General features: G+C 38.6%; 29 protein-coding genes. 14 read left to right on the top strand and 15 right to left on the bottom strand.

Annotation, left to right across the window (positions count from 1 at the left end; all coding sequences use genetic code 11):
• Positions 1–38: 38 nt before the first annotated feature.
• The 6 genes from NO991_RS06925 to NO991_RS06900 all read right to left on the bottom strand — a co-directional run bounded on the left by NO991_RS06925 (position 39) and on the right by NO991_RS06900 (position 4,679).
• Positions 39–428, bottom strand: a complete 390-nt coding sequence (locus NO991_RS06925; protein WP_209328482.1) for a hypothetical protein — start codon at positions 426–428, stop codon at positions 39–41.
• A 1,420-nt stretch (positions 429–1,848) separates the two neighbouring features.
• A complete protein-coding gene (locus tag NO991_RS06920; protein WP_371351839.1) occupies positions 1,849–2,235 on the bottom strand; it encodes a hypothetical protein in 387 nt (128 codons plus the stop codon).
• 132 nt (positions 2,236–2,367) lie between these two features.
• A complete protein-coding gene (locus NO991_RS06915; protein ID WP_371351838.1) occupies positions 2,368–2,856 on the bottom strand; it encodes a hypothetical protein in 489 nt (162 codons plus the stop codon).
• Positions 2,857–3,402: 546 nt separating this feature from the next.
• Positions 3,403–3,753: a hypothetical protein gene (locus NO991_RS06910; RefSeq protein WP_371351837.1), complete on the bottom strand. Its 351-nt coding sequence runs from the start codon at positions 3,751–3,753 to the stop codon at positions 3,403–3,405.
• Positions 3,754–3,872: 119 nt separating this feature from the next.
• Positions 3,873–4,154, bottom strand: coding sequence for a hypothetical protein (locus tag NO991_RS06905; protein ID WP_371351836.1), 282 nt, complete (start codon positions 4,152–4,154; stop codon positions 3,873–3,875).
• A gap of 150 nt (positions 4,155–4,304) precedes the next feature.
• Positions 4,305–4,679, bottom strand: a complete 375-nt coding sequence (locus NO991_RS06900; RefSeq protein WP_371351835.1) for a hypothetical protein — start codon at positions 4,677–4,679, stop codon at positions 4,305–4,307.
• A 428-nt stretch (positions 4,680–5,107) separates the two neighbouring features.
• Here NO991_RS06900 and NO991_RS06895 point away from each other — a divergent pair, with 428 nt between their 5' ends.
• The 4 genes from NO991_RS06895 (at position 5,108) to NO991_RS06880 (ending at position 7,167) form a co-directional block, all read left to right on the top strand.
• The gene (locus NO991_RS06895) at positions 5,108–5,572 is read left to right on the top strand and encodes a hypothetical protein (RefSeq protein WP_054554689.1); all 465 of its coding nucleotides are present in this window, start codon (positions 5,108–5,110) and stop codon (positions 5,570–5,572) included.
• Positions 5,573–5,816: 244 nt separating this feature from the next.
• Positions 5,817–6,224: a hypothetical protein gene (locus tag NO991_RS06890; RefSeq protein WP_166339302.1), complete on the top strand. Its 408-nt coding sequence runs from the start codon at positions 5,817–5,819 to the stop codon at positions 6,222–6,224.
• Positions 6,225–6,307: 83 nt separating this feature from the next.
• The gene (locus tag NO991_RS06885; RefSeq protein ID WP_371351834.1) at positions 6,308–6,703 is read left to right on the top strand and encodes a hypothetical protein; all 396 of its coding nucleotides are present in this window, start codon (positions 6,308–6,310) and stop codon (positions 6,701–6,703) included.
• Positions 6,704–6,921: 218 nt separating this feature from the next.
• Positions 6,922–7,167: a hypothetical protein gene (locus tag NO991_RS06880; RefSeq protein WP_371351833.1), complete on the top strand. Its 246-nt coding sequence runs from the start codon at positions 6,922–6,924 to the stop codon at positions 7,165–7,167.
• A 1,084-nt stretch (positions 7,168–8,251) separates the two neighbouring features.
• Here the strand turns inward: NO991_RS06880 and NO991_RS06875 are convergent.
• Entirely contained in the window at positions 8,252–8,971 is a 720-nt protein-coding gene (locus NO991_RS06875) for an SDR family oxidoreductase (RefSeq protein WP_371351832.1), read from the bottom strand.
• Between the two features lie 170 nt (positions 8,972–9,141).
• On the opposite strand from NO991_RS06875, the gene NO991_RS06870 reads away from it, so the two are divergent.
• Both NO991_RS06870 and NO991_RS06865 read left to right on the top strand, forming a co-directional pair.
• The gene (locus NO991_RS06870) at positions 9,142–10,062 is read left to right on the top strand and encodes a LysR family transcriptional regulator (RefSeq protein ID WP_235376565.1); all 921 of its coding nucleotides are present in this window, start codon (positions 9,142–9,144) and stop codon (positions 10,060–10,062) included.
• Positions 10,063–10,172: 110 nt separating this feature from the next.
• Entirely contained in the window at positions 10,173–10,652 is a 480-nt protein-coding gene (locus NO991_RS06865) for a zinc-ribbon domain containing protein (protein WP_371351831.1), read from the top strand.
• Between the two features lie 149 nt (positions 10,653–10,801).
• Here the strand turns inward: NO991_RS06865 and NO991_RS06860 are convergent, their stop codons facing one another.
• The 6 genes from NO991_RS06860 to NO991_RS06835 form a co-directional block, all read right to left on the bottom strand.
• On the bottom strand, positions 10,802–11,245 hold the full coding sequence (locus NO991_RS06860; RefSeq protein ID WP_138618242.1) for a PA2169 family four-helix-bundle protein: 444 nt from the start codon (positions 11,243–11,245) through the stop codon (positions 10,802–10,804).
• 185 nt (positions 11,246–11,430) lie between these two features.
• Entirely contained in the window at positions 11,431–12,369 is a 939-nt protein-coding gene (locus tag NO991_RS06855) for a LysR family transcriptional regulator (protein ID WP_054554698.1), read from the bottom strand.
• A 16-nt stretch (positions 12,370–12,385) separates the two neighbouring features.
• Positions 12,386–14,110: a bifunctional isocitrate dehydrogenase kinase/phosphatase gene (gene aceK, locus NO991_RS06850; RefSeq protein ID WP_054554699.1), complete on the bottom strand. Its 1,725-nt coding sequence runs from the start codon at positions 14,108–14,110 to the stop codon at positions 12,386–12,388.
• A gap of 91 nt (positions 14,111–14,201) precedes the next feature.
• Positions 14,202–14,681 (bottom strand): DUF4124 domain-containing protein, encoded by a 480-nt coding sequence (locus NO991_RS06845; RefSeq protein WP_235372919.1) that lies wholly within the window; start codon positions 14,679–14,681, stop codon positions 14,202–14,204.
• Between the two features lie 75 nt (positions 14,682–14,756).
• Positions 14,757–16,250, bottom strand: coding sequence for a DUF3413 domain-containing protein (locus NO991_RS06840; protein WP_371351830.1), 1,494 nt, complete (start codon positions 16,248–16,250; stop codon positions 14,757–14,759).
• A gap of 5 nt (positions 16,251–16,255) precedes the next feature.
• Positions 16,256–16,468: a DUF1414 domain-containing protein gene (locus tag NO991_RS06835; RefSeq protein WP_036967930.1), complete on the bottom strand. Its 213-nt coding sequence runs from the start codon at positions 16,466–16,468 to the stop codon at positions 16,256–16,258.
• Positions 16,469–16,531: 63 nt separating this feature from the next.
• Here NO991_RS06835 and yejK point away from each other — a divergent pair, with 63 nt between their 5' ends.
• From yejK to NO991_RS06815, 4 genes are all read left to right on the top strand, one after another.
• Positions 16,532–17,548 carry a nucleoid-associated protein YejK gene (gene yejK / locus NO991_RS06830; RefSeq protein WP_371351829.1) on the top strand — a complete coding sequence of 339 codons (1,017 nt, stop codon included), beginning with the start codon at positions 16,532–16,534 and terminating at the stop codon, positions 17,546–17,548.
• A gap of 203 nt (positions 17,549–17,751) precedes the next feature.
• Positions 17,752–18,201: a DUF3291 domain-containing protein gene (locus NO991_RS06825; protein WP_371351828.1), complete on the top strand. Its 450-nt coding sequence runs from the start codon at positions 17,752–17,754 to the stop codon at positions 18,199–18,201.
• Entirely contained in the window at positions 18,202–18,714 is a 513-nt protein-coding gene (locus NO991_RS06820; protein ID WP_371351922.1) for a GNAT family N-acetyltransferase, read from the top strand.
• A complete protein-coding gene (locus tag NO991_RS06815; protein WP_371351827.1) occupies positions 18,714–19,580 on the top strand; it encodes a PhzF family phenazine biosynthesis protein in 867 nt (288 codons plus the stop codon). The genes NO991_RS06820 and NO991_RS06815 overlap by 1 nt, the downstream gene beginning before the upstream one ends.
• A 59-nt stretch (positions 19,581–19,639) precedes the next feature.
• Here the strand turns inward: NO991_RS06815 and rne are convergent, their stop codons facing one another.
• Positions 19,640–22,807 (bottom strand): ribonuclease E, encoded by a 3,168-nt coding sequence (rne, locus tag NO991_RS06810; RefSeq protein WP_371351826.1) that lies wholly within the window; start codon positions 22,805–22,807, stop codon positions 19,640–19,642.
• 618 nt (positions 22,808–23,425) lie between these two features.
• Here rne and rluC point away from each other — a divergent pair.
• Both rluC and NO991_RS06800 read left to right on the top strand, forming a co-directional pair.
• On the top strand, positions 23,426–24,394 hold the full coding sequence (gene rluC, locus NO991_RS06805; protein ID WP_054554708.1) for a 23S rRNA pseudouridine(955/2504/2580) synthase RluC: 969 nt from the start codon (positions 23,426–23,428) through the stop codon (positions 24,392–24,394).
• Positions 24,381–25,073 carry an HAD family hydrolase gene (locus tag NO991_RS06800; protein ID WP_300357591.1) on the top strand — a complete coding sequence of 231 codons (693 nt, stop codon included), beginning with the start codon at positions 24,381–24,383 and terminating at the stop codon, positions 25,071–25,073. Before rluC ends, NO991_RS06800 begins: the two co-directional genes overlap by 14 nt.
• On the opposite strand, the gene NO991_RS06795 is transcribed toward NO991_RS06800, so the two are convergent.
• Positions 25,021–25,617 carry a nucleoside triphosphate pyrophosphatase gene (locus NO991_RS06795; RefSeq protein WP_300357588.1) on the bottom strand — a complete coding sequence of 199 codons (597 nt, stop codon included), beginning with the start codon at positions 25,615–25,617 and terminating at the stop codon, positions 25,021–25,023. The two genes, NO991_RS06800 and NO991_RS06795, sit on opposite strands and share 53 nt — an antisense overlap.
• Before the next feature lie 141 nt (positions 25,618–25,758).
• Here NO991_RS06795 and yceD point away from each other — a divergent pair, with 141 nt between their 5' ends.
• Together yceD and rpmF are read left to right on the top strand one after the other, a co-directional pair.
• A complete protein-coding gene (gene yceD / locus NO991_RS06790; protein WP_054554711.1) occupies positions 25,759–26,283 on the top strand; it encodes a 23S rRNA accumulation protein YceD in 525 nt (174 codons plus the stop codon).
• A 10-nt stretch (positions 26,284–26,293) separates the two neighbouring features.
• Positions 26,294–26,464 (top strand): 50S ribosomal protein L32, encoded by a 171-nt coding sequence (gene rpmF / locus NO991_RS06785; RefSeq protein ID WP_036967969.1) that lies wholly within the window; start codon positions 26,294–26,296, stop codon positions 26,462–26,464.
• Position 26,465: the final 1 nt, after the last annotated feature.

Genomic DNA, 26,465 nt, shown 5'->3' with positions numbered 1-26,465 from the left:
GCGCAAGCCAAGCGTTTTGCGTCCTTTTTAGTAACTTGTTAGGTTTCGATTTTACCATTTCCAAATATCAAACTCTCACATACAACATCATAAATCTCGTCGTAAAACATAATTTGATAATGCTTGCATTTGGATAAGTGCGATTGATTAAATGATGCCAACCAGTCTGAATCTAATATCTCGTGAACCGCTGCGTTAGTGTCTCCGTTCGCAACTATATTTCCGTGCACTTCATCACTAGACATAGAGAAAGCTTCGACATTTTCTAGCGTCAAATGCTTGAGGTTTTCGGGAACATAAGCATCGTCAGGGTTGAAATACTCAAAACCTAATAGGACTACTCCGTTTCGCTTCCAACGAACATTTTGTAACTCTGGGCCTCGACCATCGTGATAAAAATATTCTTCAGAAATTGGCTTTATCTTCATACTTTCCCTAGAAACCTAACATGTTAATAGCGAGCTAATCGCGCGTTTTTCTACCACAACGTAGCTCGTTTTTCTTATTAGATTATTTTTAACAAACTTGCTAACTAATTGCCAGTGTTATTAAAATTTAGGAGTTCTCGCTTTTACCTCAGGATAAAAACGAGCGATTGGGTCGTTTTCTTGACTATGCGAGCAATAGACTTTGACGAAATAGAAAAGCAATTGTGAACGGCCGATGTTCGCTCTTTTAAAATTCGCCTTAACACGTCTTGGGGCAGAAGCAATGCGCAAGTTTTGCAATTTACTCACTCGTTAATGTACATAAATGAGTTATAGTATTTATTCTGTAACGCCCGAATAATGGGCGGATTTTGCTTGGTTACACTTAGCGAAGAATGAGCGCCAGCCAAGCTTTAAGCATCCCATCCATTATTGCCTTGTTATAACCCCCACACCTGTGATGCTGCAAGAATTATTGCCCCTGAAAATACTGAAAAAGACATAATATTGATAATTTTCCAGTTCCCACCATTATTGGTAATTATTTTAAACAAACTAAACAATAAAGTTAAAAATGCACAAACTGAAACCCCAATTAAACCCAACATAATTGGTGACCAAGTTATGTTGCCAGAATTAAAGTGATAATTGAAAAACGCAATTGCCCATAGATGAAAAATACAAACAACCAAAATATATAGTTCGTTTAATCCAAATCGCTTCTGCTGAATACCACATACAGGACAAAAGTACGCAACATACTTACCAGGACGAACAGCTTTCGGGAATATTTTGGAGTTACATTTCTTGCAAATAGTCATGGTGTTCAACTGATACTACAGGGGTTATAACAGCGTATTACCGAGAATTCCCGTTAACACTCTATGTGTTAATTTCCAGAATTATCAAAATACGGTTTTTAATAATCAAATTATTAATAACTTACACATAGCTAAAAGGATTTACAATTGTTGAGGCTACGCTATAACCGAGAATTTACTTATTCGAGAATGAAGAGAATTACATTACGAGAACACGCATAAAAAATAGCCTGTAAATTAGTAACTTAAATATTTATGAAAATTTTAACGAGGATCCACTTAAACTGCATAACGAGAATTGAATTAAATACGTTGAATGTCTGCTTCGCTAAAAGCAGCCATTAGAGGGTTTACCCTAACTCATTTTGGGGCAAAAACGAGTTATGCTTGATGGTCAGTAATTGGCTCATCGCGGAACCTCGGGAAAATTGGCACTTCGGATGGTGAATTTGCTAGTTGCTGTCTCTCAATTGATGTTTAAACCTAACAATTAAACTCTCAGAATAGATACAAACCGCTTATCTAACTACTAAATAAATGGGCAACTACTTGTTTGCTACACTGCGTGAAGAATAAACGCCAGCCAGTATTTTTTCATTTTAAATTTTATTGTTAGCTTCGAACTCTACGACGCTAACTTTAACCACGTGATTAGAACAGCGTAATAATGGCCACGAAGCATTATATTGAACTTCAAGAGGCTTAGTTTTCTTAATCTGTAATTCATTCCCACTCAACCAAGTCAGCTTGAACTCAGCATTCAATTGGTAAGAAGCTATGACTCCCGCACCACAAGTGCCGTCAGCAAAATCAAGAAATACTTGAGTAACATCACCACTCACAGAACTTGTTTCAACAATATATGCCTTATGCCCAAGCGAAGAAGTTAAAACCTTAGATTTCTCCATCTTTAGCCCAGAAGGTAAAGTGTTTTTTTCACAACCCGCAAGCGCTGCAATGATGAATAGTGTGAGATACCATCTCATTAATAAACCTTTGCCCTGTAAAGGGGGTGATAATGTTTGTCTAAAAATTAGAATAGTAGCGAAACCGAGCCAAGCTTTAACAGTCCCATCACTTGGTGTGATTGTTAGCTGTACTTAGAACCAAAACTGCCATCACTTTTTTGATTTTTGTATTTTATAACCTGTTGGCTCTTTTTCATTTGGGCTTCGATTATCATCGTATTCGATACCCTGATACTCACCACTATGCCCCGTTATTACTATCTTTCTTGTATCTAGCCACAATATTACTCTTTCAGCTTCTTCAGCAATGTGAGGGTAGAATTCATCAACTTTATCATTAAAACCATCTGGACAAGTTAAACCAAGACCGTAACCTAACCCAAGGTTATCCATGAAACCAAATCCTTCGCAATATAAGTCATAACATTGCTCGATATATTTATCCACATCGTGCGGCTTAGCAATTATTTTATGGAGGATGTTGCGAATACTCCATTCATAATATTTACCCATAGAATAATACTTTGAGAGCACTTTTTGGGCTTCATATAAACTGGAAGGCGTTTTGTAGTTTATTGAAATGATTTCGAGATAATCATCAGAGTTTAAGGTTTGTTCGAGTGTAGTTTCCGTGTACACCCAATTCTCGAAGTCATTTATTTCGATTTCTCTGGATACTAATCTATAGAAAGTTAACTCGACAGGGTGCAAACAATTCTCTCACAAAGCTAACGCCACACTAAGCGGCAACTAAAACTTGGCTATAATATACGACGATGGAATACAAGCCATGCGTTTTGCGCCCGTACTCATTGCGCACTGAACCAGATTTGTTGCATAGCTGATAAGAACTCTTCTGTAACAGGATAACCAGAATCATCGCCAATGACTGAATCTATGTCACAAGTTGGACAAAGAGCTGTATCCCCATCATCTGTCCAATATACGATATTTTTGTAATCGAATATATCGAGGCAATAGAAACAACCACATTTGTTGCTATTTCGCAAAGAATCTCGATGATATAACGAATTTTTGTGAGCCGCTTTCGCAGCATATAGTAGTTCAATATCCATATTTTTTATAGGTATATAATGCCCCGTTTAGGAGGTAATTATTGGCTAATAAATGAAAACAGTGAGTAAATCCAACTGTTTTGCGTCCATTGATTAATTTATTTGTTAGCTATACACATTCCATTCTGTAGCTCAAAGTTAAATTAGTTATGCTATCCGAGTTTGCAATGTAACGAATAATAGCTTTTTCGCTGTACCAGTCACCAGACCATTTAAATCTGAACTCACCATCTAGATTTTCAGATTCATACGCTTCACCGTTTAGCATCAAATGTATAACGGAAGAACCGGTAGAGTTTCCATAGCCTTCTATCTTAATAGCTATAACTTTATCTCCACATGTACTCGTTAATGTAAAAGTTTGAGATTTTGTTAAATTCTTATAATTGATTGTGGAAACTTGATAATTATTACTACAAGCTATTAAACCAACCAATAAAAAATAGACTAAAACTCTCATTCGATTACACCATATAGCTAACGCCGAGATAAGCGGCAAAAAGTAGTTGGCTAAAATTAGGAACGAAATGACGCGAGCCAAGCTTTTTGCGTCCCATCATAATTGCCTTGTTATAAGTCCTATGCACGAACGCCATTTTCGTAATGATAGTGCTCTTGACTAGCCGTAGTAAAACCACCAACAAAGTTAGGTTGCTTACTTTTTTCAGCTAATTTTTCAGGCTTAATATTATGCACATCATTTTCTACAGCCCAGTCAAATACACCTTGATCAAGAGAGTATTTGGTAAGAACGCCAGTCAATGAGTTTTCTTTTATCCAACTTTCAGCTAAATCGAGTTCACTAAAGACACCGCTAGAAAAGCCTACATTGTTTTTGTTGAATGCCCAGACTGACTTCATTCACTAAACTCCAAAGGGCTTATAACGCCCGCATAACGGGCAAATATACGTAGGCTAAACTACCGAGCAACGCGAGGGGAGCCTACTTATATTTGTCCCTAGCGAGCAAAGCGAGTGTTAATGCGTTTGTTATGTGACGGCCTAATAAAACTACGGAACATATACCATGCCAAACTCATATTTATAGCCTGAAACTATGGGATAAATTCGACCTTTCAGAACGAGATCACTAACGCCTTCTTCTACAGTACATAAATCGATGATTAAATCCCAATAATCACCTTGCCATTGATAGCATGAACGATCCCAACATTCAGTAGATAACGCCTTTAGACAACAACCATATTCAAGAACATTTTCTCTATTAAACTCGGCCAAATCACTAGATTGAAGAGTGATGTATTCCGAGACATTGTGGAGTTCGAAATTATCTTTGGTTAATTGAATAACCACTTTGCAAATGGAGTCTTTCCATACTTCCGGTATTGAATGTTCCTTTTCCAAATCTTTTAAAGGCAAATGCATTCTTCGTCATCCTTGAGTCACATAACATGTTTATAGCGAGCAAATTGCGCGTTTTTCTTATTGGTTTATTTTTAACAAACTTGTTAACTAATTGCTAGTGTTATAAAAATCTAGTAGTGCTAGCTTTTTAACTGTATAAAACGAGCGATTGGGTCGTTTCTTGATTATGCGAGCCATTGAACTAATGGCTGTATATATATAGTTTTAGTTCAAAGAAATGAAAATTTAAGCGTGAAAATAAAATTGTTAATCTAGTCAAATTTATGTGTAATGGATACATTATAAGCGCTGAGCATTACAGGGAGCTGTAGCATAAACAACACCCACTTAACTAACCGAGCATGTAGCAACTCAGCTCAACAAACTATTATGCAACGCAAACAACGTGTCGTATAAATACCATAATGTTAGGCATACAAGGAAAGTTCGTGAAAAAATCTATATTAGTGTTAATTTGTTTTCTCTTTTCTTTTACCAGTAATGCAAATGACCAATTCACTTCAGAGCAATTAATTGAGAAAGCTAAAGCATTTGTAGCGGCAAAAAATGCACGTCAACAGCCAAACACAACCACTCAAGAAATAGACTACTTTATTTCGTTACTAGCTGATGATTTCATTGATGAACACGTCAAATTTAAATTTGTTTATTCAGATAAATCAAAACTCCGTAAGGATTTGATAAGTAAGCTAAATGATGAAGTTATCTATAGTTCAATAGAAATAAATGAGATTATGGTTGGCGCTGACGTAGTTTTTGTAAAAATGACTGAATCAGGTAAAGTTAAGCCTGCTCATTTAGACAAAACTATCGAGTACAATAAAACCAATATTGTTTCACTTGAATTTAACCAATTAGGTTTAATCAAACATATCCGGCGTCATCACGGGTAATTGGAAACTAGCAAAGTGAAAAAGAATTAGGGCGTCTAAATATTGGCTAGATGTTCGTCCCTCAGTGATTTTAGCTAACATTATTACATTTCTATGATGTAGTTATGTCTTAAGTGATTAGTATAGAAATCTCTAAAATATGTTTCTTATATAGCTTTCAATGAGTATTACAGCACTGTGTATAGGCTAACGGAGCAAGGTTTGGCTAAAGTCAAAACATAAAAATTTATTTAAAGGGAATAAAGTGAACATCAAATATATGTTATTGCTCGTTATAGTTTTCTTTAGCTTAGGCTGTACTACTTCAGGTCAGCTTAATTATGTTGATACTGAAGGTAATGAAAAGCTTGCTTGTGACGTAGAGTTTATTGGTATGCCAAGTGTCGATAAATTTGCTGTTGAATATGCTTTAAGCCTTTGTGCTAAAAGTATTGTCAAAAAAGGCGGAGCGATAAAAGAAGAATATCTTTTATCAATTGATACAGCTATTCCCTTAGCTCCGTGTGAAAAGGCTTGGACACACGAACTAGCTAAGCAGCAATATAAGTCTAACAATTTAACGAAGAAAGAGTATGGGTATATAGTTGCAAATATAGATCTAGGTTTAGCTACAGTAAATAAGTGCACATCATTGTTACTCGAAAGGACGTGAAATGGTTAGCATGAACTCCTTCGTTGCTCATATAAGCCTTTTAATTTAGACCCGGTTATTAGTTCGTTGTATTGGTGAGAATCGTGCATATTGCTATAAGTTTTAAAAGTACAAAGTTTGACGTTTCAAAAGAGCGAACAAATCCAATTAATCCGATTTTTGGTGAATCACTTTTAAAGTGGTTTAAATCTGAAATTGAACCTGACTTTGGCGTTACTGAACCAGATGCAGAGGATTGGGGTTGGTATAGCTATATTGATTGGAAGGGACGTCAATACATGCTTGGTGCATCTACTTATTTTGAAGAAGGGAATGATCCAAAGTCAGAACTCGAGTGGGTTTTACAAATAGATAAAAGCCGTACTTTCATTGAGAAGCTCTTTGGAAAAGCAAAAATATCTCAGACTGATGAATGTGTATTGTATTTAAAATCGAAACTAGAGTCAGAGCCTAAAATTAGCTCAGTAAGTTTTGAGTAATCGCACATAACAACCGTTGCAGTAAGATATTTTTAACGGTTGGCGTCATGTTTTCACGGAGTAGTGGTGATTTAAGGAAACTGGGATGGCGCAATTTTTAAAGCTTGCCATTGGTAGGCTTTGGAGTGAGTGTTATAACTCTGGTGATGGGTCGCTCAGCTTCACATATAAGCCAAACATCAAGCAGTCGCTGAATAGAGTATTATGAAGAAATTGTTATGGATTATATTGTTCTTTTAGGCTTTGGAATTGGCGGATTGTATATTTACTTTGCTCCAACAAAGAAGTTGTTAAAAATTGATTTTGGTTTAGCCAAAATATATTACAGGAGAGCCAAGGACAAAGGTGTTGGTTTAAATAAAGCACGCGCGTATTACAACAAGCTAGGTGAAGCTTTTGTTTTTGTGTCGATAACGGGGATTTTAATAAAGCTATTCTTTGTTTTATTATCGTCAGTAACATAACAAGCTACCTAAAGAGGTAGTAAAAACTTTGCCTACGCTCCTTTATTGAGTATTTTAGCGAAGCATTTTTTGCCCCATTTAGGTGAGAATTATAAATCATGGAAGGTTTTGTGAAATTAAAAAGTTTTGACGTTTTCTTAATAATTCTTTCTTCTAACGTCTTGGCTTGAATCTCGATGGAGAGTTTAAGTTTTTATTAAAGTAAGCTTATAGCTATATGTCATCTAAAGAAATTTATGTTGATATCCCCAACAAATTGAATGATAAATAGTGTTTACCAAATTCTTGCAATGGCTTTTTACTTTCAGGAGATACAGTGAGATTTCTAGTACTTTTACTTTCATTAACTCCCTTGTTTAGCCTTGCTTGTTCGACTGAAAATACGAGTGGGTTATCAGCTTTTAAAACTCAAAGTATTTACGGTGAGATATAGCATATAGAAGTTTACTACCCTTTGGATTACGGCGACGCTCAAGCTTTTCGAGCTGAAATTTCGTTTGAAAGCAATTTTGTTCAACCTGTATTAACTGTTCCCACATTTGTTAATGAACCATTAGATCTAGAACACAGTCCAGAATTGAGACCTTATAGAGTTTCAACTTTCCAGCTTGCTACTAATATGCTAGTTAAAGCTTCTATAGCCATTTATTATAAGTTTCCGAAAAGAGATGATGGTTTAATAACATTTTGTATGGGACCAAGAGTGATATACAAAATAAGTGACTTACCTGAAAAGTCTCTATAACAAACACATTAATAAATGAATGTTTATAGGCTAGCTTATGTATACAGAACGTTAACTTTAGCCAGTCATAGAGCATAAAGTGTTTTATAATTTTGATGGAATTAAATGATCTAACATTAATTTTTCTCACCTTGAGCGAGATTATTTTTCTGATTAGGGCTAGTTATAGGTTTTCGAACACTTACCGATTTTACTTTTAGTTTAGTTGATTGATTCGTTTAAAATGAAAATTACGCAATGATGATCACCCCATCAACTTGAGCCCTTGTCGATGGGATGTTTAGTTTTATTACTCAATGAGTGAATTGGCGTACATTAAACTTTTAGGTTATTGCTAGATTAAGGTTGTTGACGGGTAGGAGCAATCTGTAATTCACGAACACACACATGTTGTGGTTGCTCTTGAATAAATAGCGCAGCACGAGCGATATCATCAGCAATTAGTACTCCACCCATAGCTTTTTTCCATTCGTTGTAACCTGCTTTAATATCGTCAGATATTGTGTGGCCAAGCAATTCTGTCTCAACGGCACCAGGGCAAATACTTGTTACGCGTACCCCAAAGTCGGCCACTTCTTCTCGAACATTTTCTGTAATTGCTGATACGGCGAACTTTGAGCCGCAATAAGCTGCATGATTAGCAAATGTCTTTTTACCAGCTATTGAACTAACGTTAATTATGGTGCCACTATTACGTTTTTTCATAGCAGGTAAAACAGCTTGCATACCATTTAGTAATGCTAAAACATTAACATCGAACATTTTTTGCCATTCAGTAGACTCTTGTGTATCTATTTGGCCTAATAACATGACACCTGCATTATTAATTAAGCACTCAACAGGGCCGTATTGTGCCTCAGCTTTTTCTATAGAATTAGAAAACGCTTCTTTATCAGTAACATCTACCTGTTCACAGATGCAATTTTGAAGATTCAAAGCCTTTAATTTTTCAACTCGTCTTGCAACAAGTAAGAGTGGGTAACCGGCTTCGCTAAAGTGCTTAGCAATAGCTTCACCAATGCCTGAACTTGCTCCAGTAATCACTACTAACTTTTTCATTTATTACTCCTCTAGGTGAATTTAAGTTTTAACTATCTATTTCTAATGATGTTTTTCTGAAGCTTATTTTATTTATTAAAGATTTGATGATATATAGTCATTAATTCACAATACTGTTTACAGATTTGAGCGAATCTATGTGGTTAAGTTGATTTTAATGGGTATAAAACATGAAAAAAGACATCAATTATGCTGATATCAATAGCTTTCTTATTTTGGTCGAAGAGGGAAGCTTTACAAAAGCAGCCAATAAATTAATGTGCTCTCGCTCACAAATTTCTAAACAACTATCTCAATTAGAGGCTGGTCTAGGTGTCAGTTTGTTAGTTAGGACGACGCGTACGCAACATTTAACACCATCTGGTGAGCTTTTTTACGATAAATGTAAAAAAGCTTTTGAGCGCATTGAATATGCTATAGATATAACATCAGATACTGCGTCACATACATCAGGTGAAATTAGAATAAATTGTGTCGGGGGGTACATTGGTGAAAATGTTATTGGCCCAATGGTTACTGATTTTATGCAGAAGTACCCACAAATTAATGTTGTGTTAGATTTTAGTAGTCGAAGAGTCGACTTAGTAGCAGGCGAATTTGATTTTGTATTCAGAATGGGAGACTTAACAGATTCATCATTAATCGCAAGAAAGTTAACTGAGCTTACAATAGGCATTTATGCGAGCCCAGAGTACATTAAAAAGCATGGAGAACCATTAAACCCAAAAGATTTAATTAATCACAAGTGTATAGCAGGTTCATTGAATACATGGACTCTATTAAGTGAGCATACAAATGAGAAGCAAGAGGTAATCGTCCAAGGTGATCTTGAGTGCAAAAATGGCAAAGTAATGGTGTATTCTGCATTGCGTGGTAATGGCATAATCCGAGTTCCAGAAGTTTACTGTAATTCGGAGTTAAATGACGGCACCTTGATCCCTGTTTTTAAGCATTGGCACCCTAAGGCAACGCCATTCTATTTGGTCTTTTTACGAGATAAACATCAACCAATGAGAATAAAAGTATTTAAAGAGTTTGTTTATAAAAACTTTATGCATTATCTAAATGGTGGCTCTGGCTCAAATTGCTAGCTCAGCTATTGTTAAGTGACATAGTTTACTGAATTTAGCAAAAGGGCTAATTGACAAGAAACTTTGGGCAACAAGACTGGTAGCTGTCAAGAATAAGGAAAGAGTTGTTTATGTCACTTTATGTAAATCATCCCCGTTATGGGTGTAAGCCGATTCGATCTGGATACCAATACTCTGTAACAGATATAAATAATTCTTATTGGCGATATAAACACGTTAAGTTTCTCGTTGGGACAGCTATACCTGCTAATACAGAGAAACAGAATTATGGGGTTTATCCGAGGGAGAAATACATTGATATAGAAGAGTTGTGTGAGGTATGTAATAGACCTTTTATTTTCTTTGCCTTGGAGCAAAAGTATTGGTTTGAGGTACTCAGATTTTATATTGATGCGCACTGCACAAAGAGTATTGATTGTCGTAAAAGCGAACAAAAAATAAACAGGTTACAAAAGTCTTATTGTGATTTAGTTACAAATAAAAACAGGACTTCAAAACAAAATGAAACATTAAAAAAATTGTTTGTAGAGTTAACTAGGCTCGGAATAATCAAACATAAAAATAACCCTAGTTTTCGAGATAAACTTTAACAATCAATTACGGAAACATTGCTACCTGGTAGATTAGACTTACGCTTAATATGGCAATTATAGGGATTTAGTTACAGAGTCTAGGGATGATATTTAACTATTCTAACAATATAAAAGCCCAGCTTAACTGGGCTTTGCACTCTCACAATTTAATGCTTTTTCATTTTACTCATTTCAGCATGACAACTTTGAATTGTCAGTAGGGTTTTTGATAACGCGGCTTCACAATCATGGGGTTGTGGCTTTTTAAGCGCGTGCTTGATTTCGGCTAGTGTTTTATCTTCAACTTCTTCAAGCTCGCTAACATAGGTGGCGTTTTTGTCGGCACCGAGTTTGGTGATAACTGATGTATAAGCTTTACGCACTTCTACAGCAAAGTCAGAACCATTTTCGCGCTCGCCATTTTCGTTAATAGCATAAGGTTGTAAGCGCTCAACACTTACTTTGCGAGCATCTATCATGCGTTGAAATAAGGCAATAATGCTTGGGTCGGTTACTTTTTCCTGAGCTTTTTCATAAAAATCGATACCGCTATTCATAACTTGGATGATATCTGCAATATGATGAACGTCTTGTCCTTGATGAGTATTCATAATGACCTCTTTTTGAATATTAAAAACAATGCAATTAGATACTTGCAAAGCATATTCCAGTTCATTACTTAAATGTAAAGTTATTGTATTTCAGTTGGTTATTGGTTTTTAATAGGAGGGATGCTGCTGATAAGCTAAGCTAACACCTTGCTTATCAGCAATAATTACAACTGGTTGGTAAAATCTTACTTAAGCTCGTCGGCTACTTCTGCAACCTTTTGGCGTAACCAAATATGGCTTGCATCACGGTGTAATAGCGGGCTCCAAATCATATCTAGCTCAAATGGCGGAATAGGGAATGGCGGCTCAAGAATTTTAAGGCCCGGATCATCTAAATAAATATTTGCGGCTTTTGATGGTAATGTAGCAACCAAGTTTTGTTCTTTCGCTAAGTGAATAGCTACATGGTAGTTACGGGTAAAGGTGGCAATATTACGGTGTTTACCAAAGTGAGCGAGCGCCTCATCAACCCAACCTAGCTTTTGCACATCTTTAGGGTCCATACCAACACCTACACCAAAGCCTGTTTTACTTACCCAGATATGGCGGGCTTTTAAATAGCTGTCGAGGCTGAAGTCTTTGATAATTGGGTTATCTGCTTTTACTAAGCAACAAAAGCTGTCTTTCCAGATTTGTTTATAGTGAAACGACTGCGGTAAGTTTTCAAAACGGTTGATAGCCATATCCACTTTACCGTTTTCAACATCGTGGAAGGTTACATCACTTGGGGTCAAAATATCGAGTGTGGTATCGGGGGCTTCTTCGTGTAATTTACTTAATAAGCGGGGAGCAAGGGTACTTGCTGCATAGTCACTGGCCATGATACGAAAAACACGTTTACTTTGTGATGCTTCAAATTCGCGGTTTGGGGCAAGTGTTTCTTCAAGAGTCATTAAAATGCCGCGGATCACCGGCTGTAATTCTTTTGCGCGCTCTGTGGGTACCATACCTTCGCTGGTACGTACTAAAATAGGGTCGTTGAATAAATTACGGAGTCTTTTTAGGCCATTACTCATGGCAGGTTGCGTAATGCTTAGCTGGTTAGCAGCTTTAGTTACATTACACTCCCTTAGTAAAGTATCTAGGTAAACAAGTAAGTTTAAATCTATTTTACTTATATTCATTGTGTGTCCTTGGTGTTTACCAATAATGGATAAAACGTTGTGCAGCAGGGTATGGATAAATGTGGCTAACTACACCTTGCTTATAATTGTATTGTGCTTGTCGCCAATAGGCTGGATCTTCAAGCTCTGGGTGTGTACTCAATAAATATTGCTTATACACCGGGTTTGCTGTCACAAAGGTACATAATTGCTCTGGAAACACATCTTGCGGTGCTACAGAGTAGCTTTGCTCATTGGTTAAGTAATCATCGTACGACTTTGCTTTTGGTAAGGCGCGAAAGTTCATGTCTGTTAGGTACTGAACTTCATCATAGTCGTAAAAAATAATGCGATTATGTTTACTCACACCAAAGTTTTTCAACAGCATGTCGCCAGGGAAAATATTTACGGCAATCATTTCTTTTAAAGCTTGGCCGTATTCTTCTATTGCTTCAAACGCTTGTTGTTCACTGGCATTTTCAAGATACAGATTTAACGGTGTCATCCGTCTTTCAATATACAAATGCTTGATGATTAGCCATTCGCCTTCAATAATCATCGAAGAGCCAATCGTTTTATGTAACTCTGCAAGTAATTTACTATCAAATCGAGCTAGTGGAAATACGACGTTCGAATACTCTATGGTATCGGCCATGCGGCCAACACGGTCATGGCTTTTTACTAATTGATAGCGTTTTAGTACGGTATCGCGGCCAAAGGGTTTGCTTTCACCAAAGGTGTCTTTAATGACTTTAAACACATAACCAAACGAAGGCAGGGTAAATACCATCATTACCATCCCGGGTGTACCAGGGGCAATTACAAGCTGATCGTTTGAATGATCTAAATGACTTAAAAACTCTCGGTAAAACTCGGTCTTACCTTGTTTATGAAAACCTATGGCGTTGTATAGCTCTGCCAGGGTTTTGTTTGGCATAAGTTGATTTAAAAAGCGTACTAACGCTGATGGCGCATGGGTTTCAACCATAAAATAAGCACGGGCAAAACCAAAGATAACCCGCATTTGCGATGATTTGGTGAGTAGGGCATCGAGGTATAACCCTTTGTCTTCATGGTGTAACACCGCAATAATAAATGGCTGTACGCCACTTTCTGATACCACACGGCCAACAATATAAGCCGCTTTGTTTCGGTAAAACGGGGCTTGCAGTATATCAAAGCGCATTTGCCATGCTTGGTGATGTGTATCGGGCGCTTGTTTATAAAAGGCTTTTACCAGCAAGCGAATATCGCGTTCTAAATCAACAAAGGGCGCTTTAAAATCAAACTGATTAATAATTTTGCGTATTGTGGGTCTTAAACCATCAACAACAGGGTGGTAACTGCGGTATTCAACTTCCATTGGTAGTGCGGGGGCATCAGCAAGCGTCGCTTTTACAAAGATAAAGTCATTATTAAAATAACGACGATGAAATAAACGACAAAAAACAGAGTTGTAAAAGGTTTCGGCAAGTTCTGCCTGAGGGTGAAAGCGCAAAAATTGCTGATAAAGCTGTTTGGTTTCGAGCCAGCAGGTTTGATCTAAGGTAATAATTTGCTGTTCGTTAAGCGACTTGAGCTTAGCAATGGTTTCGTTAACCCGATCATCGTAATGGCTAATTCTGAGTTTGCTAATCTCATTTATTTTTTGCCAATCACGATGTGCAAACGCAAGTGGTGCTTTGGCTGTAATTGCTTGAAAAAGTTTATAGTGATTGCGAAACCCAGATAAAATTAACTCTGCAATGTGTTGTGGCTGCATATAAACTCCTTACTAATACCAACATAGAGCAATAACTCTATTGGTGTTAAGAATATGTTATTTATTCTTCAAACCCAATAGTAAAGTGTATTTAATTATAGCGAGCTAGTTTTTTCTCTAGATTTGCGAGTTTTTTATTAACACTTTTTACGTCGCGCCCGTATTGTTTGTTAATTGCTTTTAGCTGCTTTTTAATGTCTTTATTAATTTGCTTTGCTTCTTTGTCAGACAAAATTCGGTTTAAGCGCTGCTCTTGCTGGTACTGAGCTCGGTCTCGATCACGGCTTAAAATATCTAAACGGTGTTTATAGCTGCGAATTTCAGCTTCGAGGTTTCTGATAATTTGCTGGCGCTCAAGCTCGTTGAGCTCTTTAACAAAGTTTTGCGGTGCTTGTAAGTCTGGATCGGTTACTTGAATTTTATGCTTGGTTGCACGGCTACCACAGGGGAACTCACTAAATACGGTGCCTCTGTCTGTGACACATTTATAGTATTCTGTGGTGGCAGCAAGTGCTGTGTTGGTAAAACAAACTAGTGTAAGTGATATTAGATAAATGATTATGGCTTTCATGACGTCCGTGTCTCCTAATCAAATAAGGTGTCTAATATCTAAAGCTAGCTCGAAATAATGATTTATCAATAAGCGCTAGGGCGTATATCGCTTCAGCTTTTTAATGCTTTGCACTAAGAATGGAATATCGAGCCCTTGTTCAATGGCAAAGCCTTGTGCTGCTGAAATGTTTTTAAAATTACCGTCTGAATCAATCAGGGTAATTCTGTCTTTCTTGAATGCGATAAATACATTTTGCGAGTAATTAACACCCGTGTCGTCATGGCGCTTGTATAAGTTACTGCCTAACATGCTTTGTTTAGCTAGGGTTTTGCAACCTAAATAATGGCCTACGCTGGTGGCGATAATATCGCTTGGCTGAATAAGGCCTTCGGTTTGTACAACTTTTTTATCTGAGCTGTATAAACGAGAGGCTGTAACAATACCATTGCTCTGCTGTGCAAGACTAAAGGCAAATACGGCATTGGCTGATTCGCGAGCTTGTGTTTTAGCGTCTGCACGTACAAGGCGAACCGCTGGGTTTTGGTCGTCGTTATTAATAAATTCGAATTGCTCAAAACCATTAATTTGAATTGAGCGATTATCAGCAAGCCACACAGGCAGTTGCTGTTTGTCTAGAATAGGGGCTTTGTAAAATGCTGGCAGGCCATACACTAAACTAAATAACGTATCTTCTGTTTCTACAGGTTGTAAGAACAAGTCTGTTTTACGTAATGCTGGCTCAGTGGCAACAAATTGCTCAAGGTCAGCATTATTCTCAAATATTAAAATATCGATAGTCGCACTCGACTCAGCTTTACACTCGGCAAGTGGAGTAGGTGCTAAGTAATCGATATTATGTGGGTCAAGTCTTACATCGTGCGCTTCTTTGTAGCTTTCTAAATCGAGCAAATCGTTTTTAGCTAATAAGCTTTTTGCTGTAGTAGGGTAAGACAACGGCAATACATTATCTTGTTTAGTGATATCAAATTTTAAATTGGCATCTGCCCAAATATGAATACTGTGGCTAAGTGCAAAACACACTAAAATAGTGCTGGTTGCATAGCGCGGGAACTTATATTGTTTTAAACGCGCTAAGTGGTGCCATGTGTAGTTACTGACTAATAATTGGAACGCTAAAATTAGCAGTACAATGCCGCCTGCAAGAATCGTTGTTAATGCCGGTGAGTTTGTTAAGCGGTGCCACAACAAAGAAACGATTTCAGGTAGCGCAGACGTGTTTAAGTGATAACCCAAGTTAAAATAAACATAGGCATCAAGCGTTAAGAATGACGCGCCGAGGGTTGCAATAATGGCTGCCATCCCTCGGATATGCCGAGGGTATGGAAACACTAAACTTAATGGAAATATCGTTAAAACAAAGGCAATAAAAGTAATAAAGCTGGTGTGGCTTAACCAGGTCACGAGCATATATACATAGCCCATGAAGGTAGTCGGTGCACTGTCTGCAACTAAGTAGCTTAAGCTAATAAATAGCACTAACCCTATGTTTGCAAAGGTGAACCAATGGCCCCAACTTAAAAGCTGACTTACTTTTGAAGAAAACTGACTTTGTTGCGATAAATTCATAAATCTTATTTAACCGACTGTGCTAATGCTTTTGCAAAGTTGTCGGCAACAGCTTGTCTTTTCTCTGATGGTACATGCTCTTTTAAAATATGCGTGATAGAATTTCCTAAACACATAAGGCTTAAATCAACAGGCGCTTTGTGCTCTGTTAGTACATCAATCAGCTGATCAACGATTTGTTCTACTTGCTCATTAGAATATTTTGATATGATAGGCATCAGTTGGTTCGATAAAAAGAGTTATATTCCCGTATTTTAACACCAGAGGCGTGAAAAACAAAGATGACAATAGATGTTAAAAAATTAGTCGTTCATTATGTAGACAAAAAAGATGACGATACAGATATTCATTTACGCAATGATGAGATGGTTGTTAACGATAAAGTAGCCGTTTTTATAGAGCAGCTACACCATGCATATAATGGTAAGCCAGGTAAAGGCTACTGTGCATTCAGCGGCGAGAAAAACAGCATTGTTGCTTCGGCAATGCAAAGTTACCGTAACGACGAACTTGGCTTTTGGCACATGACAGAGCAAGCAACAAATGTGCTAAAAGAAGAGTTAAATAAGTATGCCTTTAACGAAACGGGTTATTTAGTTTTTTGCCATTATCAATATGTTGCAAGTGACTTTTTGTTAATTGCGATGATCAATATTAAAGAGCATTATTCAATTACTTCTGAGCTTGATTTAGCTTCATCTCGTCACTTAGATATTTCGCGTATGCAACTAGCTGCACGTGTCGATTTAACTGCGTGGGATACGCAACCAGAAGATAATCGCTATGTGTCGTTTATTAAAGGTCGTGCAGGTCGTAAAGTGGCTGACTTCTTTTTAGACTTTTTAGGCTGCGAAGAGGGCATTGATCCTAAACAGCAAAGCCAAGTTATGCTTAGTGCTGTAGAAGATTATTTATCTGAGCAACAATACGACAAGTCAGAAAAAGACGAGCTACGTAAGCAAGTTTTTGATTACTGTAATGATTGCGTAACCACAGGTGAAGATGCCAACGTTAAAGAGCTTTCTGCAACCTTATCGAAAAATGACGACAATCCATTTGAAAGCTTCTGCCAAGAGCAAAGTTATGACTTAGAAGAGTCGTTCCCTGTTGATAAGAAAACAGTCACTAGCATGGTGAAGTTCTCTGGCATGGGCGGCGGTGTTAGCGTGAGCTTTGAACGTAAACACTTAGGTGAGCGCGTCATGTATAACGAAGCAACCGATACACTGGTGATTAAAGGTATTCCACCTAATCTTAAAGACCAGCTTCAGCGCTTTATGGAGCAAGACGAAAGCTAATTTGGCTCAAGCTTAAAGCTCTAAGTTTTAAGCGATAAGATTATAAATACTCGTTTTATAGCCCAGCACTTGCTGGGCTTTTTTATTTATAAGCAATTGTGCAAGGTGAATTTAACTAATATCAATGACGTTGCTATTGCTATATCGCTTAGTTTTAATACACTCAAGGTACACATTTCCCCGATGGCTAAGGAGAGTCATAAATGAAACTTGCCCAACTAAATATTGCTCTTGCTAAATACCCATTGGATGCCCCAGAAATAAAAGACTTTGTTGATAATCTCGATTTAATTAATGGGGTGGCTGAAAACAGTGTTGGTTTTGTATGGCGATTAAAAGACGAATCAGGCGATGCCACCAATATTAAATTGTTTGATGATCCGAATATGATAATCAATATGTCTGTGTGGGAAAGCGTTGAAGATCTTAAAAATTTTATGTTTCGCACTCACCACAGAGATTTCATGCGCAGAAAAGGTGAATGGTTTCAGCGTTTATCAGAAGATAGCTATGTTTTATGGTGGGTTGAAGATAAGCATATTCCAACACCTCAAGAGGCATTAGAAAGGTTGCAAAATCTTCGTGAAAACGGCGACACACTACATGCTTTTACATTTAAAAGTAATTTTACGGCTGAAGATCTAAGAGGTTAAATCGCTATTTCATTTAATACACCGAGACTAAACGTCATTGAAATAAACTCTAATACCGCTAAATTAGAGCAAACTGCTTTAGTTAACGCTTTACCTTCGATATTAACACCTGCTGTAGTTGCAAACTTACCTGGTTATTTTCAGGGGATAGATTCTATAGCTGCTGCTGAAAAGTGGCTGGCTAACATGCTTGACGAGTGCCGTTTACTAATGCTGCAATCTCAACAGCAAGAAGTTGTTGGCCTTTTATTTATCTATACCGAAAAGCATGATGCTCATATCGGTTATTTGTTAGCTGAGCAATATTGGGGGCAGGGTCTTGCATTTGAATTATTGCAGGGATTTATAAACCTCGCTGGTACTCAGTCACAATGGCATAAGCTCATCGCAGGTGTTGATGAGTCAAATACACCATCAATTAAGCTTTTAAAAAAGTTGGCTTTTGAAGAGCAAGCATCTAAGGAAAATGGCATGTTGTTTTTTGAATTTAATTTAAAACAAGGCACACAATAATGACAATAACCGCATTTTTAGTTAACTCTTTTAGTGCAAATAATTCAGGTGGCAACCCAGCACGTGTCGTGTTGAATGCAGATAAACTCACAAACGCAGAAAAACTGACGATTGCAAAAGAAATTGGCTATTCAGAAACCGCATTTGTGGCGCAAGATCATGAAGTTGATTTTGCTGTGTCATTTTTTACGACAACTGAAGAAGTTGATTTTTGTGGCCACGCAACCCTAGCTGTGTTTGCTACGCTCTTCGAACAAGGGTTATTAAAACCTGGCTATTACACTCAACGAACAAAAGCGGGCTTGTTAGGTGTAACAATTGCCGAAGATGGGCAAATTACCATGGAGCAAGCCTTGCCAAAATACCTAGGCAACTTTGCTTATGACGACCTTGCAGGCTTATTAGGGCTTGATGAAACGACTCTTGCAGAAACTGGCTTGCCGATCGATGTAATAACTACAGGATTGCCGGATATTATAGTCGCTGTGCCGAATGGCTACTTAGATAAAATTGTTATTGATGAGGCAGCGCTTAGCGAGTTCTGCCAACAGCATAATGTGATTGGTGTGCATGCCTTTGAATTATGTGAAGAGCAAAGTGAGCTGACCGCAAGTTGTCGTAACTTTGCGCCTTTGGTTGGTATACCTGAAGAGTCAGCAACCGGTAGCGCCAGTGGCGCGCTTGCATGCTACTTATCAAAACACGTATTTGTACAGCAAGAAAACCATTTCAAGTTTGAACAAGGCCGAGCAATGGGGTGCAGTTCACATATTTCTGCCAGTGTATATTCGGATGAGCAGGGGGTTTATAAGGTTCTTGTAGGTGGCTATGCAAATCACCTAGGTATACAAAATATTGCTTTATAAGAAGAATACATACAAAAAAGCCGCGTTATAAACGCGGCTTTTTTACTTAAGCGACTAAATTAATCAGCCGCTAAGGTTTTTGCCATATCAGCACGGGCTCTGCCAGCAGGTTTAATTGAACCTGCACGAAGGCCGCTATCTGGAATAGCTGTACGCTTGTCATGCGCCATAGCCGCTGGTGTTGGCTCTGGCTCACTATCTGCAACTGGCGTAGGTTTTGCCATTGCAGCACTTGCTGAACCTTTTACTAAAATAGTTTTTTCATTTTTAGCAGGTTCTACAGCTTTCACTGACTCTTCAGCTTGTGCTGGCTCTTCAGCTTTTACTGGCTCTTCAGTTTTAACTGGTTCTTCAGCTTTCACTGGTTCTTCAGCTTGCACTGGTTCTTCAGCTTTAACAGGTTCTTCAGCTTTAACTGGCTCTTCAGCTTTCACTGGTTCTTCAGTTTTAACTGGCTCTTCAGCTTGCGCAGGTTTTTCAGTTTTAACTGGCTCTTCAGCTTTCACTGGTTCTTCAGTTTTAACTGGCTCTTCAGCTTTAACTGGTTCTTCAGCTTTAACTGGTTCTTCAGTTTTCACTGGTTCTTCAGCTTTCACTGGTTCTTCAGCTTTAACTGGTTCTTCAGTTTTAACTGGTTCTTCAGTTTTAACTGGTTCTTCAGTTTTAACAGGCTCTTCAGCTTTTACAGGTTCTTCAGCTTTTACAGGTTCTTCAGTTTCAGCCTGAGCCTGTTTTGCCTTTAGCTCAGCTTCATATTCAGCAGCAGCTTGATCTGCTACAGGAATAAATGCTGGCGCATCAGCTTTGTCATCACTCGACTTTTCATCATGCTCAGGGCGACGGCGACGTTGACCAGCAGCACGTAAGTGGCGAGGTGAACGACGAGATCGTGTACGAGGTTGAGCTTGTTCTTCATCAGTTGATGTTTCAACTACCGATTCAGTTTGCTCTGCTTGTTTAGGTTCAGCGTCAGCTTTTACTGGTTCTGCAGGTACTTGCTTTTCAGCAACAGGCTGTTCTGCTTGTTCAGTTTCAACTGCTACTTTTTCTTTTGCAGGCTTAGCTGGTTTTTCAGCTTTAGGTGCTTGCTCAGTTGTTTCAGTAGTTTGTACTGCTTTTGCTTCATCTGCGCTTTCATCTGTTACGCGAACTTTTTTGCGTAAGTTGCGACGTTGACGACGAACCTTAGGTTTAGTTTCCTTTGCTTGCTCAGATTTCGCCTCTGGTGCAGTGTCTTTATTCGTTTGTTCTACATCATCATTACGTTTTTCATTACGTTTTCTGTTGTTAGAATTACGACGACGTTTGTTGCGATTCTCGTTACCTTCTTTTTGCTCAGGCTTATTTGAAGTATTTGTGTTTTCTTCTTTAGCTTGTGCATCGTCAGGGCGTTTATTACGAGAGTTGCGACGGCGTTGGTTGTTGCTACGACGACGGTTGTCGTTGTTGCGACGATTATTGCTACGTCTTTGTGCTGCTTTTTTCTCTTCTTGCTCTTTTTCAGCTTCTTCTTCGGCATTGCTGAATAACGACTTGAAGAACTTACCAATTGCAGCAAATAATCCACCTTCTGACTTTTTAGCTGCAGGAGTCGTTTGCTCAGCTTTTGGTGCAGCTTGAGGTGCAGGTGTAGTAGGCATAACAACACCTTTAAGAACCGGCTCTTCACGAACTGGTGCTGAAGGCGCTTTAGCCATTTCAAATGCTTCTGGCTCAGGAGCAACAACTTGCTCGTAGCTTACTGTTTCGATTGTTTCGTCTTTACGTAAGCGAACTACTTCGTAATGTGGCGTTTCCATGTGTTGATTAGGAATGATCACAACATCAACGTTATGGCGCTTTTCGATGCGTTGAACACTACGACGTTTTTCGTTTAATAGGTAAGCGGCAACAGCCACAGGCACTTGTGCATTTACTTGTGATGTGTTGTCTTTGATTGCTTCTTCTTCGATTAAACGAAGGATAGACAGTGCAATTGATTCGTTAGAACGAATCGTACCTTGGCCATTACAACGAGGACATGGACCTTGGCTTGCTTCACCTAATGAAGGGCGTAAGCGCTGACGCGACATTTCAAGTAGACCAAAGCGTGAGATCTTACCAATCTGAACACGGGCACGGTCTGGGCGCGCAGCGTCTTTTAAACGATTCTCTACTTCGCGTTGGTGGCGTGGTGGTGTCATATCGATGAAGTCGATAACAATAAGACCACCTAAGTCACGTAAACGTAATTGACGGGCAATCTCGTCTGCTGCTTCTAAGTTAGTATTAAGTGCTGTTTCTTCGATATCACCGCCTTTAGTGGCTTTAGATGAGTTGATATCGATAGACGTAAGTGCTTCAGTTGGGTCAATTACAATTGAACCACCTGATGGTAAGCGAACTTCACGTTGGAAAGCAGATTCAATTTGGCTTTCAATTTGGTAGTGAGTGAATAGTGGTACATCGCCCTGATAAAGCTTAACGCGGCTCATGAAATCTGGACGGAAACGCTCAATATGCGCTTTCGCTTCTTCAAATACACGTGCTTTATCAATTAAAATTTCACCAATATCACGACGTAAATAGTCACGGATTGCGCGGAAAATTACGTTACTTTCTTGGTGAATTAAGAACGGAGCAGGGCCGCTATCAGCAGCTTGCTGAATCGCTTGCCAATGCACTAATAGTGCTTTTAAGTCGTACTCTAGTTCTTCAAATGATTTACCAACACCTGCTGTACGAACAATTAAGCCCATGCCTTTAGGTAGTTCTAAACGGCTTAGTGCTTCTTTAAGTTCAGTACGCTCATCACCTTCGATACGGCGAGAAATACCACCGGCACGAGGGTTGTTAGGCATAAGTACTAAATAGCTACCTGCAACGCTGATAAAAGTCGTTAACGCAGCGCCTTTTTGGCCACGCTCTTCTTTATCAACTTGCACAATGACTTCTTGACCTTCTTTGATCACGTCACGGATATTTGGACGACCTTGGAATGTATAGCCTTGTGGGAAGTAGGTGCGAGCTATTTCTTTAAGAGGAAGAAAACCGTGTCTTTCAGCTCCATAATCAACAAAGGCAGCTTCTAGTGACGGTTCGATACGGGTAATTTTACCCTTGTAAATATTTGCTTTTTTTTGTTCGTGACCTGGGCTCTCTATGTCTAAATCATACAGGCGCTGGCCATCAACCAGTGCAACGCGCATTTCTTCTTGCTGCGTCGCATTGATTAGCATACGTTTCATATTGTTACTCTACTAATTCTGTCGCTGACATGACGATATAAACTCGTCTGTTCAGTGGTTTCTGACGGTTGTTTTTGTGCAGTCTCACGACTGGGTAAAGTCAAAACCTGAAGTTGTTTGCTTACATTGAGCATCACTAAGTGTGGCTGACAATAACATGTTCTCACGTTATTAAATTCTTATAGGTGTCAAAACTGCCGCCAATTCTGCGGTTTTAATTTACGAGTTTTGTCCCGAAGTCGACCATGTTCAAATTTTTATTCAATGTCTTGCTACAACAGCTGCTTCTGAATGACGTTGCTACGTCGTCACTATCAGTCAATTTATCTTGTTCAATTGCTTTTTATGTTCATTAATCAACATTCGTGCTCAAATTATTCAGGCAATATATTACGCGCATCGCCGATAATTGAACGCTCGTGTTGGCTGGGTAATTATAAAAGCTTTGGAAAACTTAGCGCGGATCTGTATGATCGGCAACCCAGAATATGCTTCACGAATGTTTTAATGTGATAAAAGCACCGTTGTTACTTGCAAACTTATGTTCGCGACGGTGATTATCCCACTATTACAGTCGCGTTAGCAACTAAATTATTTACTTAAATCAGTGATTAGGCAATGTCAGAAAAAACCGGCTTACAAGTTTCGTTTGTTACCATAGGTGAAGACCATCTAGGTCAACGTATTGATAACTTTCTTATTACTCACCTAAAAGGTGTGCCTAAAAGTGCAGTTTATAAAATCCTTCGTAAAGGCGAAGTGCGAGTAAATAAAAAACGCATAAAACCTGTCTACAAACTACAACTAAATGATGTAATTCGTATTCCACCTATCAAAGTGGCCGAAAAAGAAGAGTTTGTGCCAAAGAAACTCGATAAAGTAAAACAACTTGAAGACGCCATTTTGTTTGAAGACAAGTATTTAATGGTGATCAACAAGCCTTCGGGTATGGCTGTGCATGGTGGCAGTGGCCTAAGTTATGGCTTAATCGAAGCACTTCGCGTACTTCGTCCTGAAGAGCGTAGTTTAGAGCTTGTACACCGACTAGACCGTGACACATCAGGTTGCTTGCTTATTTCTAAACGTCGTTCAGTGTTAACTGATTTACATAAACAGTTACGTGAAAAAACCATGGAGAAAAACTATTGGGCATTAGTTGATGGTCAATGGGATTCTAAAACGAAAAACGTTACCGAAGGACTTCGTAAAAACACCTTAAAGTCTGGTGAGCGTGTGGTGCGTGTTGATAATACTGAAGGTAAACCATCGCACACGCGTTTTCGTGTGCTTGAGCGATATGCTGAGTGCTCATTAGTACAAGCGTCGCCGGTAACGGGGCGTACTCACCAAATTCGTGTGCATACGCAATGTAAAGGTCATCCAATTGCTTGTGATGATAAATATGGCGTTGCAGAGTTCGATCAATACGTGAATAAACTGACTGGTTTAAATCGTTTGTTTTTACATGCCCACGATTTACGTTTTATGCACCCTAAAAATGAAACAACCATGCATGTTGAAGCACCACTCGATAATGCACTTCAAAATTGTATCAAAAAGCTACGTGCAGATAATGAACAAGTTTAAGCTGGTTATTTTTGATTGGGATGGCACAGTGATGGACTCTGTGCCAAAAATTGTCACCTGCTTGCGAAATACTGCGCGAGACTTAGGTATTCCTGTTCCAACAGAGCAACAAGCGAAAGACGTTATTGGTTTATCGCTGGCAAAAGCCACTGAAGTGCTTTTTCCGGCGCATTTACATTTAAGCGACGAACTCGTTGCAGGTTACAAAGCACAGTACCGTGAGTTAGATGTTACACCTACACCTTTATTTAAAGATGTAGAATCCGTTTTAAAGCAGTTAAGCGATGCAGGTATGCAATTGGCTGTTGCTACCGGTAAAGGACGTGAAGGCATTGATAGGCTTCTTAATGAGTCAGGCCTTGGTAAGTACTTTGTGAATGTAAAATGCTCTGACGATGCTGAGTCGAAGCCATCTCCAGATATGCTTGAGCAAATTTTACGTGAGCAGGGCATCGCAAAAAGCGATGCTGTGATGATTGGCGATAGCCAACTCGATATGGCAATGGCTAATGCCGCAGGTATTGCTTGTATTGGAGTGAGTTTTGGTGCCCATAGCCCGGCGCAGTTACAACAACATACGCCGTTATGTGTTGTTGATTCATACCAACAACTTTTGCAGGTTTTAACTACGCCCCTTGCAGCGTTAACACGTCAACACCAAACTCAGCCAGCACTTTAGTTAGTGTGATCAGTGGCAGGCCTATCAATGTATTAGGATCATCGCCACTGAGCTTTTCAAATAAACAGATACCTAACCCTTCACTTTTAAAGCTGCCTGCACAGTTGTATGGCTGCTCTGCATCGCAATAAGCATTGATCTGCTCAAGTGTGAGTGTTTTAAATGTCACATCAAATGGCACTACTGTGGTAATTGCTTTATCGCTTTGTATATCAAATACACTTAAACCCGTTAAAAAGGTCACTGTATGGCCACTAAACGATAAAAGCTGCTTAATGGCATTCTCTTTAGTATGAGGTTTACCTAAAATTGTATCGTTGAATACCGCAACTTGATCAGAGCCAATTACCAAACCTTCACTATAATGTTGTTTGGCAACTCGGGCTTTTTGTTCGCTTAAACGAGCAACTAATTGCTCTGGCGTTTCAGCTGCGATAGGGGACTCATCAATATCTGGAGAAAAACTTTGAAAAGGTAAGTTAAACTTAGTTAATAATTGCTGTCTAAATGGTGAGCTTGACGCTAATATAAGTGTTGGTTTCATAATAAATTCTGGATGAAAATTGTATTTTGCCAAGGATAAGCCACAATGAATCCGAAAACAAAGCAGAAGATCGTTAAAAACCTACCAAAATTGGTTTTTTACTTTGACTAACTTACTAACTATCTATATGATGCAGCCCCTATGCAAAAGGTGAAAATTCCCATCACTCTTCATCCCAGCAAAGCAGCTCAACATCGTTTAACGTATGACGGTATTGTCCCGCTTGAAAAACTTTCTCGTTTAGAGCAAGTTGTGCAGGAGGAAGCAGGTGAAATAGCGGTAAAGATTCATTGCAAAATTGACGAGCAAGGTTTAGTGGTAATAAGTGGTAACTTATCAACACATGTAACTGTAACTTGCCAACGCTGTAATGGAGAATTAGGGTTGGATTTGGAACAAGACTTTGTGTATTCGCCAATTGGTTTGGATGCAGAGTCAGATCATCTACCTGAAGGTTACGATGAAGTAGAGCTGGACGAAAACGGTGAAATCAACGTATTTGAGTTAATCGAAGACGAATTGATTTTAGCTATTCCAATAGTGCCTACTCACAACGAAGCTTCATGCAGTTATTCATCAGAGCCTACTAGCTTTGGTAAATTAGCAGCAAAAGATGACAAACCAAATCCATTTGATATTTTGAAACAACTTAAGAAAGATTCTTAGGAGAAGACTAATGGCTGTACAAAAAAGCAAAAAGTCTCGTGCAAGACGCGGCATGCGCCGTTCACACGATGCGATCAGTGGTCCAACTTTAACTGTAGATCAAGTTTCTGGTGAGACTCACCGTCGTCACCACGTAACTGCTGACGGTTACTACAAAGGCGTTAAAGTAATTTCTAACTAAG

Source organism: Pseudoalteromonas sp. DY56-GL22, assembly GCF_041414715.1.
In the GTDB taxonomy this organism is placed as follows: Bacteria; Pseudomonadota; Gammaproteobacteria; order Enterobacterales; family Alteromonadaceae; genus Pseudoalteromonas; species Pseudoalteromonas simplex.
The sequence above is the reverse complement of the archived record's forward strand: the minus strand, read 5'-3'. Positions and strand labels throughout refer to the sequence as shown.

Excerpts from the sequence above, each read along its gene's own strand:
- rluC (WP_054554708.1), top strand. The coding sequence starts at position 23,426 with ATGTCAGAAAAAACCGGCTTACAAGTTTCGTTTGTTACCATAGGTGAA.
- NO991_RS06795 (WP_300357588.1), bottom strand. The coding sequence starts at position 25,617 with ATGAAACCAACACTTATATTAGCGTCAAGCTCACCATTTAGACAGCAA.
- yceD (WP_054554711.1), top strand. The coding sequence starts at position 25,759 with ATGCAAAAGGTGAAAATTCCCATCACTCTTCATCCCAGCAAAGCAGCT.
- NO991_RS06855 (WP_054554698.1), bottom strand. The coding sequence starts at position 12,369 with ATGAATATAAGTAAAATAGATTTAAACTTACTTGTTTACCTAGATACT.
- NO991_RS06910 (WP_371351837.1), bottom strand. The coding sequence starts at position 3,753 with ATGAGAGTTTTAGTCTATTTTTTATTGGTTGGTTTAATAGCTTGTAGT.
- NO991_RS06925 (WP_209328482.1), bottom strand. The coding sequence starts at position 428 with ATGAAGATAAAGCCAATTTCTGAAGAATATTTTTATCACGATGGTCGA.
- NO991_RS06905 (WP_371351836.1), bottom strand. The coding sequence starts at position 4,154 with ATGAAGTCAGTCTGGGCATTCAACAAAAACAATGTAGGCTTTTCTAGC.
- NO991_RS06880 (WP_371351833.1), top strand. The coding sequence starts at position 6,922 with ATGGATTATATTGTTCTTTTAGGCTTTGGAATTGGCGGATTGTATATT.
- NO991_RS06800 (WP_300357591.1), top strand. The coding sequence starts at position 24,381 with ATGAACAAGTTTAAGCTGGTTATTTTTGATTGGGATGGCACAGTGATG.
- NO991_RS06920 (WP_371351839.1), bottom strand. The coding sequence starts at position 2,235 with ATGAGATGGTATCTCACACTATTCATCATTGCAGCGCTTGCGGGTTGT.
- NO991_RS06845 (WP_235372919.1), bottom strand. The coding sequence starts at position 14,681 with ATGAAAGCCATAATCATTTATCTAATATCACTTACACTAGTTTGTTTT.
- NO991_RS06860 (WP_138618242.1), bottom strand. The coding sequence starts at position 11,245 with ATGAATACTCATCAAGGACAAGACGTTCATCATATTGCAGATATCATC.
- rne (WP_371351826.1), bottom strand. The coding sequence starts at position 22,807 with ATGAAACGTATGCTAATCAATGCGACGCAGCAAGAAGAAATGCGCGTT.
- NO991_RS06835 (WP_036967930.1), bottom strand. The coding sequence starts at position 16,468 with ATGCCTATCATATCAAAATATTCTAATGAGCAAGTAGAACAAATCGTT.
- NO991_RS06870 (WP_235376565.1), top strand. The coding sequence starts at position 9,142 with ATGAAAAAAGACATCAATTATGCTGATATCAATAGCTTTCTTATTTTG.
- yejK (WP_371351829.1), top strand. The coding sequence starts at position 16,532 with ATGACAATAGATGTTAAAAAATTAGTCGTTCATTATGTAGACAAAAAA.
- NO991_RS06900 (WP_371351835.1), bottom strand. The coding sequence starts at position 4,679 with ATGCATTTGCCTTTAAAAGATTTGGAAAAGGAACATTCAATACCGGAA.
- NO991_RS06815 (WP_371351827.1), top strand. The coding sequence starts at position 18,714 with ATGACAATAACCGCATTTTTAGTTAACTCTTTTAGTGCAAATAATTCA.
- NO991_RS06825 (WP_371351828.1), top strand. The coding sequence starts at position 17,752 with ATGAAACTTGCCCAACTAAATATTGCTCTTGCTAAATACCCATTGGAT.
- NO991_RS06840 (WP_371351830.1), bottom strand. The coding sequence starts at position 16,250 with ATGAATTTATCGCAACAAAGTCAGTTTTCTTCAAAAGTAAGTCAGCTT.
- aceK (WP_054554699.1), bottom strand. The coding sequence starts at position 14,110 with ATGCAGCCACAACACATTGCAGAGTTAATTTTATCTGGGTTTCGCAAT.
- NO991_RS06875 (WP_371351832.1), bottom strand. The coding sequence starts at position 8,971 with ATGAAAAAGTTAGTAGTGATTACTGGAGCAAGTTCAGGCATTGGTGAA.
- NO991_RS06865 (WP_371351831.1), top strand. The coding sequence starts at position 10,173 with ATGTCACTTTATGTAAATCATCCCCGTTATGGGTGTAAGCCGATTCGA.
- rpmF (WP_036967969.1), top strand. The coding sequence starts at position 26,294 with ATGGCTGTACAAAAAAGCAAAAAGTCTCGTGCAAGACGCGGCATGCGC.